Annotated in this window: 18 protein-coding genes and 1 pseudogene; 7 read left to right on the forward strand and 12 right to left on the reverse strand. The window is 67.6% G+C overall.

Annotated features, from left to right (window positions below):
- The first annotated feature begins 169 nt into the window (after window positions 1-169).
- Window positions 170-814 carry an FxLYD domain-containing protein gene (locus EGH23_RS00725; protein ID WP_220578125.1) on the forward strand — a complete coding sequence of 215 codons (645 nt, stop codon included), beginning with the start codon at window positions 170-172 and terminating at the stop codon, window positions 812-814.
- Window positions 815-878: 64 nt separating this feature from the next.
- On the opposite strand, the gene EGH23_RS00730 is transcribed toward EGH23_RS00725, so the two are convergent.
- From EGH23_RS00730 to EGH23_RS00765, 9 genes are all read right to left on the reverse strand, one after another.
- The gene (locus EGH23_RS00730; RefSeq protein WP_220578126.1) at window positions 879-1,076 is read right to left on the reverse strand and encodes a hypothetical protein; all 198 of its coding nucleotides are present in this window, start codon (window positions 1,074-1,076) and stop codon (window positions 879-881) included.
- Window positions 1,073-1,207 (reverse strand): hypothetical protein, encoded by a 135-nt coding sequence (locus EGH23_RS26760; protein ID WP_268899405.1) that lies wholly within the window; start codon window positions 1,205-1,207, stop codon window positions 1,073-1,075. The genes EGH23_RS00730 and EGH23_RS26760 overlap by 4 nt, the downstream gene beginning before the upstream one ends.
- Before the next feature lie 133 nt (window positions 1,208-1,340).
- Window positions 1,341-1,994, reverse strand: a complete 654-nt coding sequence (locus tag EGH23_RS00735) for a helix-turn-helix domain-containing protein (protein ID WP_220578127.1) — start codon at window positions 1,992-1,994, stop codon at window positions 1,341-1,343.
- A 97-nt stretch (window positions 1,995-2,091) separates the two neighbouring features.
- On the reverse strand, window positions 2,092-2,958 hold the full coding sequence (locus EGH23_RS00740) for a DUF58 domain-containing protein (protein WP_220578128.1): 867 nt from the start codon (window positions 2,956-2,958) through the stop codon (window positions 2,092-2,094).
- Window positions 2,955-3,896 carry an AAA family ATPase gene (locus EGH23_RS00745; RefSeq protein ID WP_220578129.1) on the reverse strand — a complete coding sequence of 314 codons (942 nt, stop codon included), beginning with the start codon at window positions 3,894-3,896 and terminating at the stop codon, window positions 2,955-2,957. The genes EGH23_RS00740 and EGH23_RS00745 overlap by 4 nt, the downstream gene beginning before the upstream one ends.
- Window positions 3,893-4,813 carry a DUF7502 family protein gene (locus tag EGH23_RS00750; protein ID WP_328765765.1) on the reverse strand — a complete coding sequence of 307 codons (921 nt, stop codon included), beginning with the start codon at window positions 4,811-4,813 and terminating at the stop codon, window positions 3,893-3,895. Before EGH23_RS00750 ends, EGH23_RS00745 begins: the two co-directional genes overlap by 4 nt.
- 2 nt (window positions 4,814-4,815) lie before the next feature.
- Window positions 4,816-5,478, reverse strand: coding sequence for a DUF4201 domain-containing protein (locus EGH23_RS00755; protein ID WP_220578130.1), 663 nt, complete (start codon window positions 5,476-5,478; stop codon window positions 4,816-4,818).
- A complete protein-coding gene (locus tag EGH23_RS00760; RefSeq protein ID WP_220579194.1) occupies window positions 5,475-7,841 on the reverse strand; it encodes a VWA domain-containing protein in 2,367 nt (788 codons plus the stop codon). Before EGH23_RS00760 ends, EGH23_RS00755 begins: the two co-directional genes overlap by 4 nt.
- Window positions 7,838-9,631, reverse strand: a complete 1,794-nt coding sequence (locus EGH23_RS00765; RefSeq protein ID WP_220578131.1) for a vWA domain-containing protein — start codon at window positions 9,629-9,631, stop codon at window positions 7,838-7,840. The genes EGH23_RS00760 and EGH23_RS00765 overlap by 4 nt, the downstream gene beginning before the upstream one ends.
- A 166-nt stretch (window positions 9,632-9,797) precedes the next feature.
- Here EGH23_RS00765 and EGH23_RS00770 point away from each other — a divergent pair, with 166 nt between their 5' ends.
- The 4 genes from EGH23_RS00770 (at window position 9,798) to EGH23_RS00785 (ending at window position 12,707) form a co-directional block, all read left to right on the forward strand.
- Window positions 9,798-10,157, forward strand: coding sequence for a DUF7312 domain-containing protein (locus EGH23_RS00770; RefSeq protein WP_220578132.1), 360 nt, complete (start codon window positions 9,798-9,800; stop codon window positions 10,155-10,157).
- Window positions 10,158-10,182: 25 nt separating this feature from the next.
- Window positions 10,183-10,797 carry an NfeD family protein gene (locus tag EGH23_RS00775; RefSeq protein ID WP_220578133.1) on the forward strand — a complete coding sequence of 205 codons (615 nt, stop codon included), beginning with the start codon at window positions 10,183-10,185 and terminating at the stop codon, window positions 10,795-10,797.
- Between the two features lie 78 nt (window positions 10,798-10,875).
- Entirely contained in the window at window positions 10,876-12,063 is a 1,188-nt protein-coding gene (locus EGH23_RS00780; protein WP_220578134.1) for an SPFH domain-containing protein, read from the forward strand.
- A 38-nt stretch (window positions 12,064-12,101) separates the two neighbouring features.
- Window positions 12,102-12,707, forward strand: a complete 606-nt coding sequence (locus tag EGH23_RS00785) for a winged helix-turn-helix transcriptional regulator (RefSeq protein ID WP_220578135.1) — start codon at window positions 12,102-12,104, stop codon at window positions 12,705-12,707.
- Between the two features lie 73 nt (window positions 12,708-12,780).
- Here the strand turns inward: EGH23_RS00785 and EGH23_RS00790 are convergent, their stop codons facing one another.
- On the reverse strand, window positions 12,781-13,023 hold the full coding sequence (locus EGH23_RS00790; RefSeq protein ID WP_220578136.1) for a DUF7123 family protein: 243 nt from the start codon (window positions 13,021-13,023) through the stop codon (window positions 12,781-12,783).
- A 235-nt stretch (window positions 13,024-13,258) separates the two neighbouring features.
- On the opposite strand from EGH23_RS00790, the gene EGH23_RS00795 reads away from it, so the two are divergent.
- Window positions 13,259-13,663 carry a TRAM domain-containing protein gene (locus tag EGH23_RS00795; RefSeq protein WP_220578137.1) on the forward strand — a complete coding sequence of 135 codons (405 nt, stop codon included), beginning with the start codon at window positions 13,259-13,261 and terminating at the stop codon, window positions 13,661-13,663.
- 1 nt (window position 13,664) lies between these two features.
- Here EGH23_RS00795 and EGH23_RS00800 read toward each other — a convergent pair whose 3' ends face one another.
- Together EGH23_RS00800 and EGH23_RS00805 are read right to left on the reverse strand one after the other, a co-directional pair.
- Window positions 13,665-14,384: a YkgJ family cysteine cluster protein gene (locus EGH23_RS00800; RefSeq protein WP_220578138.1), complete on the reverse strand. Its 720-nt coding sequence runs from the start codon at window positions 14,382-14,384 to the stop codon at window positions 13,665-13,667.
- Between the two features lie 33 nt (window positions 14,385-14,417).
- On the reverse strand, window positions 14,418-15,203 hold the full coding sequence (locus tag EGH23_RS00805) for an MBL fold metallo-hydrolase (protein ID WP_220579195.1): 786 nt from the start codon (window positions 15,201-15,203) through the stop codon (window positions 14,418-14,420).
- Between the two features lie 205 nt (window positions 15,204-15,408).
- Here EGH23_RS00805 and EGH23_RS00810 point away from each other — a divergent pair.
- Window positions 15,409-16,696 (forward strand): annotated as a pseudogene (locus EGH23_RS00810) (RNA-guided endonuclease InsQ/TnpB family protein).
- The last annotated feature ends 7 nt before the right edge of the window (window positions 16,697-16,703 follow it).

A 16,703-nucleotide genomic window follows, 5' to 3' on the forward strand; every position in this document is an offset into this window, starting at 1 on the left:
AAAATGCAAGCGAGATGAGACGACGCCATCGCCCTCGCGATTCGCTTCAGATCGTCTCTTCCGACCGAACCGTTCCCGGAACGGGACTACGGGACCTCTCGAACCCGAAATCCACCCTTTCTATCGCAGGCCTGTCACGTAGCCGTCTACGGGCCCACTATCCTCTGGAATGAATCGACGTAAACTGCTGAAGGCGACAGGCGCTACGGCACTCGGTGCCGCAGTCACCGGCTGCCTCGGCCAAGATCAGGGCGACGGCGGCGACGGTGGCGGCGGTGAACCCACCAACGACGGCGACGACGAGGTCGCCGAGGGCGGACAGGACCAGGACTCCTGGTTCAACCTCAAGGGCGAGGTAAGCAACGACACCGCCGAGCAACTGAAGTTCACGCGCGTCGACCTCGCGCAGATCGCCGGCGGTGACGAGGGCAGTCAGTCCGGCAACAGCAGCGTGTTCGGCACCGGTAATCCGGTGGCGGCCGTCAACGGCGTGTTGCAGAACACGGCCGCTCGGCCGTACGAGGACGTCCAGGTGACTGCGACCCTCTACGACCAGAACGATCCCATCGGTCAGTTCATCGACAGCACGGAGGCCCGGAACAAGGACGCCCTCTACGCGGGCAACAAGTGGCAGTTCACCATCATCTTCGAGGGCGCCGACGTCGACAAGGCGACCCGCTACACCATCAAGGCCGACGGCGACCTCGCCGAGGAGGGCGAACTCGGCACCGGACCCGGCGGCAACATGACGAGCGGTAACGCCACCTCGATCGAGGGGCTCAACGAGACCGAGACGAACACCACCGGCAACTAGTCGCTGGCCCCTCGTGTGCGAAAATCGAGGCTGCGCTCCTTTTCGGCCGAACGGACGCGACCGGTCACCTCGACGGTTCGGCCTCGCTCTCGCTGCTCGCCGAGACCGCATCGCTCTCACTGCTTACTGAGACCGAATCGCTCTCGATGTGCAGGTACTGGAGCGCCTCCCGAATCTCGTAGTCCTTCGCGGTCTCGTCGTCGGCGTTCAGCGCCGCCTCCAACCGGTCGATCGCCACTTCGTGTCCGTTAGGGGTACTCACGCGCGATCACCGCTGACCTCGCCGCTGAATCCCCACGCCCGCTCGACGACTGCCCGGCCGTGACGGGGTACGGTGGCGGTACGGTCGCGACAGTCGAAGCGCGCCTCAATCGGCGCGTTGCGCTCGTTCATCGTAAGCAGTCGACGTCGTTCGGGTGATCCATCTCCATATATCACTGGTCTCTCGCGGACAGACGGACCAGAACCGCATCAATTTCGACTCTCACACGTACCGTCGCTTAAGTTCCAACTGGTCGGAGGAGAACTATTCGGCATCGGGGACGATCAATCCGGACTGAATCATCGTCTCACAGCCGCGTCGGATCCGCTGTGAGGCCGCGTTGGCCGAGATACCCAACGCCTCACCGACCTCCTCGACGGAGGCCGTGCGCGGGATCGTGAAGTACCCCTCCCGGGCCGCCGTCACGAGCGCCTCGTACTGTTCCGGCGTCAGACCGAACTTGCGGTGGCGCGGTTCGGACGGCGAGGTGAGGTGCTTCACCTCGAACTCGTGGCCGGTATCCCGAAAGTGACGCTGGAACGACGAGACCGTGCCCTCGTCGGCGAACCGCAATCGGAGGTGCCACCGGCCGTCGCGCGCCGTCGCCTCCACGATGGCCGCGTGGTGGTCTATCATCTCGTGGACGAGGTCCCGGAAGTCCTCGCTCCATTCGAGGCGGTACAGCGCCACGTCGTCCGCCTCGTCTACCAGGTCGGCCGACGTGACCGTCGGATCGCCTTCGAGCGCCCGCGAGAACCGGTCGAAACTCCCGCCCCTCGCCCAGAGGAACGGAAAGACCTCGCGCGGACTGTGGGATGCCAGACGGTCGGACTCGACGGTCATCTCCGGGACCGCCGCCAGCGCGTCTTCCAGCGCGAAGGCGGCGGCGGGGATGGTGAACTCACCAACGACGCTCATACGTCGTCTGGACGACGGCGGCGGATAAGTTCGGTGACGGCGATAGACGGGGGTATTTACGGCGGTGTCTCGCCGAGCGGCCCGTCTCCGCCACGTCTCACTGCAACCAGACGCTGGCGAAGGCGTCGAAGAACTCCGTCCCGGTGTCGACGACGACGTGGTCCGCGCCCAACTCCGTCACGCGGTTCGAGACGGTGTCGACGTGCGCGTCGAGGCGCTCCCGATAGCGCTCGGCGAGCGACCCGCTGAAGTACGACCGGCGGGTTTCCTCGGACTCGGAGTCGGCGAAGAGCGCGTCGCCGACCGCCGGCGGGTCGAGTTCGTCGGGAGCGACTACCTGCACCAGCAACACGTCGACGTCCTTGCGGGCGAGGGCGGCGACGCCGGTCGATATCTCCTCGGGGTCGGTCAAACAGTCGCTCAACAGCACCACCAGCGACCGCGAGCCGATCTGCCCGGCGTAGTCGGCCAGCGCGCTCTCGAAGTCGGCCTCGCCGTCGGGCGACAGCTCGTTGAGCTGGTCGATGAGCGCGAACAGCTCGCCGCGGTTCGACCGGGCGGCGTCCAGTCGGTCCGCCCGCTCGCGGAACGTCCCGAACCGGAACTGGTTGTTCTCCTCGGCGGTGAGGTAGGCCACGCCCAACCCGAGCCTGGCGGCGGCCTCGAACTTGTGGGCCTCGCCGTCGCCGAAATCCATCGACGCGCTGGCGTCGACGAGGACGTGGACGGTGAGGCTCCGCTCGGCCTCGAACTGCTTGATGAAGTACTCCTCGGTGCGGGCGAACAGCTTCCAGTCGATGAGCCGCGTGTCGTCGCCCGGCGAGTACCGGCGGTAGTCGCTGAAGGTCAGCCCCTCGCCGATGCGGGGCGAGCGCTGGTCGCCCTGCCGGAGCGCGGTCGACTCGCGGTTCAGCGCCGCGTCGAAGCGGGCGAGCTCGTCGAGGAAGTCCGGCTCGATGGTCATTCCGCGAGGAGGTCCGCGACGGCGTCGTCCGTGGTACGCCCTTCCCGTTCGGCCCGGAAGTCGAGCACGATGCGGTGCCGGAGGACGGGCGCGGCCAGCGCCTCGATATCTTCGCTCGCGACGTGCGAGCGGCCCCGCAGGAAGGCGCGGGCCTTCGAGGCGAGGACGAGCGCCATGCTCGCCCGCGGGCTCGCGCCGTAGTCGATCTCGTCGGCGTCGCGGGTCCGCTGGACCAGCCGGACGACGCGGTCGCGGATGTCGTCGGCGATGGGCACCTCGCGGACGAACTCCTGTGCCGCCCGTATCTCCTCGCGCGAGAGGACCCGTTCGACGGGAATCTGCTTCGCGCCGGTGGTGAACATGTCGACGATGCGACTCTCCTCCTCGAAGTCGGGATACTCGACGAGCAGCTTCATCATGAAGCGGTCGGTCTGGGCCTCCGGCAGCGTGTAGGTCCCCGACTGGTCGATGGGGTTCTGCGTGGCGAGGATGAAGAAGGGGCTCGGCAACTGGTAGGTCTCGCCGGCGGCGGTCACCTGCTTCTCCTGCATGGCTTCGAGCAGCGCCGCCTGCGTCTTCGGCGTCGCGCGGTTGATCTCGTCGGCCAGCACGACGTTGGCGAACACCGGTCCCTTCTCGAAGACGAAGTCCCGGCCGGTCTCGCTCTCGCGGATGATCTCGGTGCCGGTGATGTCCGACGGCATCAGGTCCGGCGTGTTCTGGATGCGCGAGAACTGGAGGTCCGTCACCTCGGCGACGGTGCGGACCATCGTGGTCTTGCCGAGACCGGGGTTCGACTCCAGTAAGGCGTTGCCGTCCGCGAGGATGCAGACGAGCAGCTGTTCGAGCACGTCGGACTGGCCGACGATGCGTTTCCCTATCTGGTCGCGGGCGATACTGAGCTTCTCCTGAAGGTCGTCGATGTCGTGTGCTGTCATTGGTCGTCTGCTTCCTCCTCGCGGATGCGGAGGTTGTACTCCCGGATGAGTGCCGCGTCCTCGATCTCCTCTGAACCGGCGAATCCGGCCTGCTGGCTGTCGATACCGCTGCCGTCGCCGCCGCCGCTCGGCCCCGACGACGGGAACTGCTCGCGCTGTTCGACTGGTTGGTCGCCGCCCGTCGACTCGACCTGCGCGGTCAGGTTGTCGTCGCCGGCCGAGACGTTCTCGCGCTCGCCGAGGACGGCGTCGGCGTCCTCCAGCCCGGTGTAGTTCCGCGACTGGTTGGCGGGACCGTCGGCCGCCGGGTCCGCGGGGCCGCCACCCAAGAGCGCTAAGTCGACGGCCGCCACCTGCAGCGTCGCGATGCTCAACAGCACGACGACGACGAGGGTGCCGGCCACCCGACGGAGGTCCACGAGCGCGACCCCGGAACTCTCCCGGAGGCGGTCGAGGACGTCCTCGTAGAGCCGGGCGGCCATCCGCGAGTCGGCGTCGGCGGCGACGGCGTCGCGGGCGGTCCGCAGCGCCTCGGCGACCGGCGGGTTGGCCGCCTCGAACCGCTCGATCAGCGGCCGGCGAACCCGGAGCCACACCTCGGCGACGAACGCGACCAATCCGACGGCGACGCCGACTAGCGCCGCGACCGGGAGCATCGCGCCGGTCAGCGACCGACCCAGCGCGTCGCCGACCGGGTCGAGAATCGCTGACGGAACCGCGACCTGATTCGGGATTCCGGGCGGGGAGAGCACCGAGAGCGTCAGGTTGGCGACGAGGAACAGCAGCGCGGCGTCCACGACGGCGTAGACGATAGCGGCTTTCCAGCCCTCCCGGCGGACCTCGCGCAGCGCGCGCTTCATCCGCTCGCGCGACGCGCCGGTTTCGGACTGCGTCTCGGAGTCAGTGTCTTCGGCCACGGTCAGTACCCCTCGCAGGCCGGTTTCCCGGCGTTCTCCTCCTGGCTGCAGAGCGTTTCGAGGTCGCTCTCCATCTCGGAATTCTCCGATTCCAGTGTCTCGACTCGTTCTTCTAACTCGGCGACGTCCGCTTCGAGCGTCTCGATCTGGGCTTCGAGGTCCTCGACGTCCTCCTGTAACTGGTCCCGTTCACCGCGGAGCGTCTCGACGTCGCTCTCGAGGTCGGCGACCTCCGCTTCGAGCCGGTCCCGCTCCTCGCGGAGATCGCTGATCTCCCCGTCCAGTTCGCGGTTCGTCGACTGGAGTTCGTCCACTTGCGCCTCTCGCTCGCGCAGTTCCGCGCGCGTCTCTGCGAGCTGGTTCTCGGTCGCGTTCAACTGCCTGCTCGTCCGGTCGAGCTCCTTCGCCACCTGGTCGACGTCCTGCGTTCGCGTGTCGAGCGTGTTGCGCAGTTCCCGGAGCTGCGTCCGGTTCTCCTGGAGGTGGGTTCGGGCCGTCTCCAGGTCCGACCGGAGTTCGCCGTTTTTCTCCTGCAACCGGTCGTTCTGGGCCCGCAGGTCGCTGGTCGCGTCCTGGTAGAACACCGTCGCGCCGGCCGTCCCGGCGACGGAGAGGACGATGAGCGCGAGCAGTCCCAGATTGAGTCGTCGACCGATGGCGCTCATGGCAGACCACTCTCCAGCGTAGTGCGGCCGCGGTACACCTGGACGCGCCGGCCGACGACCTCCGCGAGGAAGACCAGCAGCGCGGCGAGCAGCGCGAGCCACCCCCACGAGTCGCGGACGGTTCGGACCCGCGTCGACTGCTGTCGGGCGAGGCGGGCGATGGCCGCTCCGTCGTCGGGGGCGAACGTCTGGCCGCCGGTCGCCTCGACGACCGATCCGAGCTGCTGTGAGCGGCCGAACGCGCCGTACTCGGCGGGGTAGTTCGCGGCGTACTCGGTGCCGAGGACGTCGTGGTAGCCGACTTCCCGGGGCGTGAACGTCCCCTCGTACAGGTTCTCGCCCACCTGCCGGACGCTGACGTCCTCGGCCGACGGGCGGTTCTCGCCGCGGTAGGTGAGCGTCGCCTCGCGGCCGACGCGGGCGTCGCTGACGGCCGTGACGCCCGTCGAGGTCCGGGCGGGGTCGCCGACGGCGTAGTTGACCGACTTCGTCACGACCAGCGAGTCGGGCCGTCGGAGCAGGCCCCCGAGCGTCCCGTCGTCGTCGTAGGCGGTGACGGAGACCACGCGGCCGAGACCGAAGCGCCACGAGGCGATGGCCGGTTCGCCGTCCGCGGTGGCGACCTGGAAGTCCGCGCCGGACTTGACCGCCACGCGGTTGGCCTGCCCGGGGTTGGCGGTCAGCGTGACGCCGGAGGTGATGAACGTGTCCGGCGTGACGATCGTGAGGTTCTGCCCCTCGTAGCGCCGGGAACCCCCGCCGAACAGCAGCCGGAGGCGGTCGGTCTCGCTCGCCGAGAAGTACGACCCGCCGGACTCGCTGGCGATTCGCTTCATCTTCTGCTCGTTGACCCGCTTGGCGGCCCCGACGCCGATGATGCGGGTGCCCTCGCGGCCGAGCTGGTTGGCGACGGCCGAGGGCGGCCCGAGGTAGTCGTTCCCGTCGCTCAGCAGGATGATCGTCCCCTCCTCGTCGCCCATGAGCTCGTCGGCCCCCTGCAGGCCGACGGCGATGTCCGTCGCGCCGCCGCTCTGCAGTCGGCGGATGCGGTCGGCGATGGCCTCGCGGTTACCCCCGAGTTGCTGCAGTTCCGCGACGCGGAACGCTCGGTAGTTGAACGCGACGACGCCGACCTCGTTCTCGTCGCCCAGCTGCTCTAAGACGTCCAGCGCGACCGCCTTCTGGACGCCCAGCCCCTCCTTCGAACTGCCGGAGACGTCGATGGCGAGGACGATGTTCGCCGTCCCGCCGGTGGCGTTGCCGACTCTGACCGGCAGCATGGAGGCGACGGGCGACTCCTCGTAGCCGCCGTTGTCGTAGGCGTTGTCGCCGCCGACCATCACCAGGCCGCCGCCGTCGATGACGTGCTCTTGCAGCGCGCTGACGTTCCCGAGTCGGTTCGCCGGCCGGTCCTGGACGACGACCGCCGAGTAGTTGTCGAGGTCGCCGGGGACCGTCTCGGCCTCGGTCACGTCGTAGAGGTCGGAGAGGTACTCACCGAGCGGGTAGTCGCCGCCCGAGACGTACAGCAGGTCGGGTTGCTCCACGACGCGGACGCTCCGGTAGTAGACGTCGTTGACGTCGTAGACGTCCTCGCCCTCGACGCGCGCGGTCATCCGGTGGGTGCCGGTGTCGTTGAACGACCGGCTGACGGTGAAGGACTCGCCCGCCTCGACCGACTCGGTCGTTACCGTCTCGCCGTCGACGCTGACCGTCACCGTCGCGGGCCCGGGCTGTTCGACCGCCCCGAGCGAGACGGTGAACTCGGTCGGCAGGCCGGCGCTGACCGTCTGCGGACCGGCGATGCTGACGGCGCGTTCCGTCTCCGTCGGCGAGATGCCCACGTTACTGACCGTCGCGTTCAGCGCATTGGCCTCCTCGGCCGCCGCCGAGAGCGACCGGCCGTCGGTCACCTGCCCGTCCGAGAGCACGACCACGGTGCCGTTCTCCCGGAGGTTCGCGGCGATGCCGTCGCCGAGGCGGGAGTCGTTCCCGCTGCCGACGGTCGCCCTCGTCACCGGCACGCCCTCGGCCTCGATATCGCCGACGAGCGAGTCGGTCGTGTTGGGGTAGACGGCCATGCTCGCCGACTCGTCGGCCAGCAGCGTCACGCTCGGCTCGCCCGCCGTCTCCCGGGTCTGGACGGTGTACGGCCCCATCGCGGCGACGACGAGGAGAGCGACCACGAGGACGCGGCTCCCGAACAGCAGCCGGCGGCTCCGCGCCGAGGCCGACCGCGGGCCGTACTCGCCCCAGACGACGACGTACGCCAGGAGGGCGACGGCGACGGGCAGCACCGCCAGCGGCCAGAGGTGCTCGACGCCGACCCGCAGGCCGTCGGCGAGGGTGTACGACACCATCAGAGGTCACCCCGCCGGCCGAGGTAGCCGATCTCGGCGAGCGCCGCCGCCAGCGCGCCGACCGCGGCGTACTCGGTGAGCGGTCTCGGCACGGTCCGGCGCTCCTCTCGCGTCAGGTTCCCGTCGACGCCCTCTCGGGCGTCGAGCGTCTCGACGGCGACGTCGGACTCCCGTTCGTCGAGCAGCGCGGCGCTCACCGTGCGCTCGCCGCTCGTGTAGAAGCCGGCCCGCTGGAGGGTCACGGTCGGCCCGGCGACGGCCCCGTCGGGACCGTCGACGCTGTCGCCGTCGAACTGCGCTCGCTCGCCGGTCCCGTAGTTCAGCGCCGACAGCGGCGCTCGGTCGGCCAGCGAGAAGACTGTGCGTTTCCAGAACACGGGGTACTGGTAGTTGTACTTGAAACTCGACCGGTCTTCGATGTAGCCGTAGTACATGAGTCGGCCGCCGTTGCGGTCGGCGGTCGCGATGAGCGGCGTCCCGTCGGCGAGTTCGACCAGCGCCTGACCGTCCTTGAGCGAGCCGCCGACGTACTCGTCGGGCGGTTGGAAGTCGATACCGCGCGTGAGCGTCGTCTGTCTCGTCTGACCGATCGTCGACCCGGCCCGCACGTCTTCCGGGGCGAGCAACAGCAGGTCGCCGTACTTCTGGGGCATCTCGGGCTGTGCCTGGATGGCGACGCCGCCGCCGTCGGCGACGACGTCGCGGCCCGCCTCGACGTTCCCGGCCAGTAGCGAACCGGGGTCGACGTTGCTGTAGATGATGACGTCGTAGCCGTCGTCGACCGTCGTCGGCGGGCTGTCGACCGTGAGATCGACCTGGTCGACCACCGAGAGCGCCGTCGTCAGGTAGCGGTTGCGGTCGTTGGTCAGCACCAGTACGTCCACAGTCGGGTCCTCGGGGGCGGCGACGGCGACGCTGTCGTCGACGGGGAAGTCGTCGCCGGGCGAGAGTCGGACCCGGCTCCGGCCGGCGGGGACCGGCAGCGTGACGGTCGCGACGTCGCCCGCTCCGAGGTCGACCTGCGCGCTCCCCTCGCCGAGCGAGACCGTCCGCGTCACGGGTTCGTCGCCGTAGTTCTTCACCGAGACGGTCACCTCCGACCCGGAGAACCGGCGTTCGACGATGCCGACGTTCGCGCTCCCGCCGCCGTCGAACTGCCGGAGGTCGACGCTGAGGCCGCGCCCGCGGGCGGTCGTGACGGTGTCGGCCCACGCGTCGCCGGCGAAGTCGCTCAGCACGACGATGCGGGCGTTCTCACCGGCGAGCGCGGTCGCCTGCGAGACGGCCGACCGGAGGTCGCCGGGGCCGTCCGTCGCCGTCAACCCGTCCAACGTCGACTCGACCTCGCTGGGCGGGCCGCGCTGGAGGACGACCTGCCCGCCGCCGGCCGTGGTGACGACGGACGTGGTCCCGGTCACCTCCTCGCGAGCGGCCGCGATCGCTCGGTCGAACCGAGTCCCCGACCCGTCGGCCGTCGTCATGCTGGCGCTCGTATCCACGACGAGCACCGTCTCTTCGACGGTCGCGCGCTCTGAGACGGGGACGTACGGCGACGCCAGCCCGACCGCGAGGAGGAGGACGACGACCAGTTGCACGAGGAGGAGGACGCTCCGCGAGAGACGCTCTAGCAGCGGACTCGTGGCCTGCTGGCGCTGTTCGCTCGCCAGGAACCGAAACGTCGGCAACTCCAGTCGTTCCGGGTCGGGGCGAATGAGATACAGGACGACGATGGGGACCGCCGCGAGGAGGGCGGCGAGGCCGAGGGGGGCGAGAAATACGTCGGAGAGGGCCATCGATTCACTCAACTCACACCAAGATTATCCCTCTTGTGTTGGTTTTTCGTCCTTTCGAGGCGAAAAGAGGAGGTGAACGAGAGCACAGTCGGCAATCGAGGCGATTGTCAACGAACCACAGGCGAGTCGCCGGTCACTTTTGTAGCCCGCCCGCGTAGCGGAGACTATGCCAGCCGACGGGCGAGACGACGATCCGGCCGCCGAGGAGAGCGACGACTTCGTCGAGACGTACGAGTACGCCACGGAAGCCGACGTCATCCGCGTCGAGGAGGACGAACCCGACGACGAGGAGGGGGCGGTCGCGGGGTCGTTCTCTCCGGCGGGCGACGTGGAACCGGGGACGCCGGGCGCGGAGAACACGGCGTTCGTCGCGCTGGGCGTGTACATCGCCACCCTCGCCCTCGGACAGATGTTCGTCGGGAGCGTCGTCTACGCGCCGACGACCCTCGCCGCGATCACGGCGACGGTAGCCATCGGAACGGTGCTCTGTTACGGCCTCTTCACCCGGACGGACCCCGACACTTAATCCCGCGGCCGCCCTACACCGAGACATGGCGTTCCCCCCGGTCGCCCTCGCTCTCGCGCCCGCACAGGTCGACCCACTGTTCAGTATGTCCCTCTCCCTGCTGTTGTTTCTGGCCGGTGCCGGGCTCGTCGCCGCCGAGGCGTTCGCGCCGGGTACGCACTTCTTCGTCCTCGGCGTCGCCCTGTTGACGGCGGGTCTCGTCGGGTTGTTCATCCCGGCGAGTCTGGGCCTTCTCGCGCCGATCATCCTCACGGTGGTCGTCCTGCTGACGACGGCGGCGACGCTGTGGGGGTACCGTCAGCTCGATTTCGCCGGCGGCAGCCGCGGCCAGACGCTGAGTTCGAGTTCGCTGCAGGGGCAATTCGGCACCGTCACGGAACGAGTTACCCGTAGCTCCGGCGAAGTGAAACTGGAAGACGGCGGCTTCAACCCCTACTATCAGGCCCGCGCCATCGACGGCGACATCGAGGAGGGGACCGAAGTGCTGGTGGTCGACCCCGGCGGCGGCAACGTCCTGAAAGTCGAACCCGTCGGGAGCGCGGGCGACGACATCGACCGGGCGCTCGAGCGCGACCGGGCGACGACCGACGAACGCGAATCCGACGCGCGCGAACCGGACACCGAGTCCGAGCGCGCCTGAACGAGCGGCGTGCGATACGTCAGTTTGTGACAGACACGCCAAAGGCTTTTCTTTCGCCGCTCCTGAGTTCCAATCGTTATGTTCCCCGCGCTAGTACCGCTGCAGATCGGAGGAATCATCGGCTTCGTCACGGTGATCTTCCTCCTGTTAGCCATCGCGCTGGTGTACTCCAGCGTCGTGATCATCCGCCCGTACCAGAAGGGCGCGTACACCGTCCTCGGGACGTACCGCGGCATCCTCGATCAGGGGATCCACTTCATCTATCCCTTCGTCTCGGACGTGACCCGTTTCGACATGCGAACGCAGACGCTCGACGTGCCGCGGCAGGAAGCCATCACCCGCGACAACTCGCCGGTCACCGCCGACGCCGTCGTCTACATCAAGGTGATGGACCCGAAGAAGGCCTTCCTCGAAGTCGACAACTACGAGCGCGCCGTCTCCAACCTCGCCCAGACCACCCTCCGCGCCGTCCTGGGCGACATGGAACTCGACGACACGCTGAACAAGCGCCAGGAGATCAACGCCCGCATCCGGAAGGAACTGGACGAGCCCACCGACGAGTGGGGCGTCCGCGTCGAATCGGTGGAGGTCCGCGAGGTCAACCCCTCGAAGGACGTCCAGCAGGCCATGGAGCAACAGACCTCCGCGGAGCGCAAACGCCGCGCCATGATTCTCGAAGCGCAGGGTGAACGGCGCTCCGCCATCGAGACGGCCGAAGGTGACAAGCAGTCCAACATCATCCGCGCACAGGGTGAGAAGCAGAGCCAGATTCTCGAAGCGCAGGGTGACGCCATCTCGACGGTCCTGCGAGCGAAGTCCGCCGAGTCGATGGGCGAGCGCGCCGTCATCGACAAGGGGATGGAGACGCTGGGCGAGATGGGCAAGTCCGAATCGACGACGTTCGTCCTCCCGCAGGAACTCACGTCGCTCGTGGGCCGCTACGGCAAGCACCTCTCCGGCAGCGACGTCAAGGAGAACGGCCACGTTCTCGACGCCCTGGACTTCGACGCCGAGACCCGCGAGATGCTCGGCTTGGACGACATCGAGGAAATCCTCGGCCAGATCGACGAGGAGGCCGAGGTCGACGTCGAAGCGATGGAGGAGGAGGCCCAGAAGATAAAGCGCGGCCAGGACTCGGGCGTCGACAACGCCGACGAGGTCATCGAACAGATGGACGCCGACCTCGAGGGTGACACGACGAAAACCGACGTCGCCGGCGGTCCGGACGACACCGACGGCATCGACGACACGGACCAGCAAGCGTAGCCGAAGACGTTTTGTAGCGTTATCACTTCAACTGAGACATGACTCGGGACGGCGGCGTCGACGAGGACAAGCGCGCGACGCTGCGTCGCTTCGCCGCCCTCGGCGCTGCCAGTCCCCTCGCCCGCTTCACCGACGACGGGAGCGACAGCGACGCCCCCGACGCCATCGCGGGCTACGTCTCCGCCCACCCGGGCGCGCACTTCTCGAAGCTCCGCGACGACCTGCAACTGGGTACCGGCGAGGCCCAGCACCACCTCCACAAGTTAGAGAAGGAGAACATCGTCGCCTCGCGCAAGGACGGCGACTACCGCCGGTACTTCCCGGCCGGCCAGTTCTCCGAGTTCGAACAGGTGACGCTGGGGTATCTCCGCCGGGCGACGGCCCGCGGGATGCTCGTCGCGCTGCTGCGTGACCCCTCGATCACCGCCTCGGAACTGGCGAGTGCGCTCGACGTCTCGCGGCCGACCATCAGCAACTACGCCGCCGACCTCGAAGCGGCGGGACTGCTTACGAGAGAGGGGAGCTACGCCATCACCGAACCGGAGACGATTCTGACGCTCATCGTGCGCTACGCCGACTCCTTCGGCGACGACGCCGCCGCGCTGGCGAGCGAGGCGGACTCGCTGTTCCGCTACGACCCGTAGCCGCCGCTCGGAGTCGGACCGAAAGAAGAGACGCGGTGAGTGAAACGCCGGCAGCCGCGGCGTGGCCGCCGATTCAGGCTTCGACCATCCACGTCGTCGAGGAGGAGTACCCCCACTTCTCGACGTCGAGGGCGTGGTCGCCGTCGGCGATCGCGGTCATGTTCGTTCCCACTTCCTTCGCGGAGAGGCCGAGCTCCTCGCCGATGAGCCGCGACTTGAAGTACGTCTGCTCTCCGGCGTTGGCTTCGAGGTAGTCCAGGATGCGGCGCTGTTTCTCCGAGAGTGGGCTGTCGGTCGCCTGTGCTGTCGCGCTCATTGCTGTACTACTCTCTTGTACGGAGATCCCCTTATCGGGTTTGGTACGATCGGTTAACGGCTCGCCGTCGTGCGGTTTTCCTCGTCCTACCCGATTTGGGCGGCGGCTACCGACCGTCTGTGACGCCGATTGGTACGGGGAGGAAACAGAGCGCGCGGTCGCTACGAGGACCGTCTCAGCCTCCAGCAGTTCTTTAGTAGTTGGCGGACATTACGGCGAACGGAGGTCTACCACATTGGAAATCTCGGACGAACTGCTGTGTCTGTTCAGTGCTACCGTGAGCGACGACGGGGAGCGATACACCGTCGAAATACCGCGCCGCGAAGTCGACACCGGAGCCATCGAGGAGGGGGGGACGTATCGGGTCGCACTCATCTCTGCGGACGCCGAAAGCGAAGACCACGGGGACCGCGGTGAGGCGGAGACGCCGCCGGACCAGCCCCAACCGCCGGTCGAACCCGGCGAGACGCGGTACGTCGAGATCGAAGACATCGGGAAGCAGGGCGACGGCATCGCCCGCGTCGAACGCGGCTACGTCATCATCGTCCCGGACGCGGACATCGGCGAGCGCGTCAAGATAGAGGTCACGGAAGTCAAGTCGAACTTCGCCGTCGGCGAGATCATCGACGAAGAGGTCTGAGTCACTCTCGGTCTATCGGCGTCCCGTCGGGGCGTTTCTGCCCCTCCGAGTCGTGGACGACGACGCCGTCGCGCTCCGTCGGCCGGTAGTTCTCGCGGACGCCGATGGCCTCTTCGAGTTCGCGCACCGCCCGTTCCTTGAGCGCCGCGGCGAGTTCCTCGGCGTCCGCCCGCGAGATGTCTCGTCCGAGACCCTCGCACTCGTGGGCGCGGACCATCCCCTCCTCGTCCACCGCCTCGCCCATCGGCTGGCTGGTCCCGCCCAACCCGACGCTGAACGGGTAGGTCCGACAGATGAGCGGGCGGTCCTCGTGGACCGTACACGCGCCGACGCCCCCGTCGTCCTCGGCGTAGAACGTACAGTCGCCGCACTCGTCGGTCTGGAGCGCCCACTCGAACGTCTCGCCCCGCGGACCGTCCGGCGTCTGTTCGATACCGTAGGGCATCGGCCGCGCGACGTCGCGGAAGTCGTAGTCGCCCGCTGCCTGCAGTTCGCGTATCTCGTCGGGAAACACCGTCGCGGTGTGTGGTTCGGGGTCGGCGGCGTCGGACTCGTCAGTAGCGTCGTCGGAATCGTCGTCACCGCCTCCACAAGCCGTCTCGCCGGCCTTACAGCAGGCTCCACAGCGGGTGCACTCGAACCCGATGGTCTCGATGGCGTCGGCGAGCGCCGACGCGTCGAGGTCGCGGGCGCGTTCGAGTTCGGATTCGAGCGAGTCCATATCGACCCCTCGGCGTCGACGCTGAAAAAGTCGTCAGTCGCCGTCGCCCGTCGGGACCGCTCGCTCGCCGTCCCAGCGGAGCGCGCCCTCGGCGGCCAACTTCTCTACATGCGCCGCGACCGTCGCCCGCGCGAGGTCGCGGACGCCGGTCAGATCTTTCTCGTAGGCGGCGTCGAGGATTTCGTCGAGCGTCGACGCCCCGCCGGCGACGGCCGCGCGGACCCGTCGCTCGCGGTCGAGGCGATGGGCGAGGAGTCGCGCGCACGTCGCACGCGGGTCCGTGATGGTCGGCCCGTGGCCGGGGTGGAGCCGGGGCGGGTCCCGCGCGTGGAGGCGGCGGAGCGAGGTCAGGTACGCTCGCACGTCGCCTTCCGGCGCGCCGACGACGACGCTCCCCTGGGCGACGGCCGTGTCGCCGCTGACGACGCCCGCGGCCGTCTCGAAGCCGACGTGTTCGGGCGCGTGACCGGGCAGGTCGAGGACGGTGACGCCGTCGCCCGCCGGAATCGCCGTTCCCTCGGCGAAGGTACGGTCGGGCGCGACGCCGGCGGCCGCCTCGAAGTCGGCCGCACGACCGCGCCGCGCCCAGGTCGTCGCGTCCGTCTCGCGGGCGTAGTGAGCTACCGCTCCGACGTGGTCGGGGTGATGGTGCGTCACGGCGACGTGATTGACCTGGGTGTCGGCGACGGCGGCGTCCAACGCGTCGGCTCGGGCCGCGGGGTCTATCAGGAGCGCCTCCGGGCCGTCGCTCAGATACGCGGCCGTCCGACCGGTCGGGGCGCGCGTCGCCACTTCGAGGTCTACCCGTGTCAACGGCATCGTCGGGCACGTCGAGACGAACGGTGAAAACTCCGGCGAGCGGTCGCCGCGTTCAGCGTAATTCAAGGTGGAGCCTCCGACTTCAAGGAGCGAGTAGGCCGGAGAGGAAACCGACACGGTACTACACCAACCACGCTCGATGGCTGGTCGACTCCCTATCAGACCGTTATTGGTATAAAGAAAAGGGGCTGCATCTGAAATACGGATGGAGGTACGTCGCACCGTCCCCGTCAAACTTGACGTGGCCGACAGCGACGCGGTCCTCCTCCACGATACCATCTCCGAGTTTCTGTGGGCCGCTAACTACGTCGTAGACCACGCGTGGCAAGGCGAGTACAAGACCACGAGCAAAGCCGAACTCCAACGCGAAACCTACGACGACGTGCGATCCGAAACGAGACTCCAGGCGAACCTCGTCCAGAACGCCCGCAACAAGGCCGCCGACGCCGTACAGAGCGTCGTCGCTCGGTGGAAGCAAGGTGACTACGCGGGGAAGCCGCACTTCACCACTTCGACGCTCGTCTACGACAAGCGGTGTGCGACGTTCAACGACGACCACGCGACGCTCTCGACCGTTGAAGGACGGCATCACCGCCGAGTACGTCCTCCCCGACGAGAGACACGAGACGCCCCACTCGGAATACCTGTTCAATGACGACTACGAGGTGACGGGCGGGGAACTCCACTACCGAGACGGCGAGTTCTACCTTCACGTTCGAACAAAAGCGAACGTGGAGATCGAGACTGCCGGCGATGGCAACGACGGGCACAGCACAGTCCTCGGCGTTGACCTCGGCATCGAAAACGTCGCCGTCACGTCCACGGGCGCGTTCTGGAACGGATTGGAGTTGAACCACTGGCACCGCGAGTTCGAGAAACGGCGCGGGTCGCTCCAACAGCGTGGAACGCGGGCCGCTCACGAAACCATCCAATCGGTCGGACGAACCGAGACGGGCCGCTACAACCACTTCTTACACACCGTCTCGAAAGAACTCGTCACGGAAGCCGTCGAATACGACTGTACCGTAATCGCGTTCGAGAACCTAACAGGGATTTGTGAGCGAATGCCGAACGCCAAGAAATTCCACGCATGGGCGTTCCGACGGCTGTTCGAGTACGTCGAGTACAAAGCCGAGATGTTCGGTATCTCGGTTGAACAGGTGAATCCTGCGTACACCTCCCAACGGTGTTCCAAGTGTGGGTTCACCCATGAGAACAACCGCCCGACTTCGAGCGGACAGGACGTATTCGAGTGCCTCAAATGTGACTACACCCCCCACGCAGACTACAACGCGGCGAAGAATATCGGTCTGAAGCATCTCCGCTCGGCGCAAAAGTCGTCGGACGGAGGCGTACCTGTAAACGTGCGCTTGAATCGCGGGACGCTGAACGTAAATGGTGAGTATTCGCCTGCCGCCGCCAGCGGCCAGAACGGGAGTCCACGCGAAAACCCCACCCTCAACGAAGCGAACGGTGAAGCCGTGAGCGAGTAGGGCGGGG

The sequence above is a fragment of the Haloarcula nitratireducens genome, from assembly GCF_019599505.1.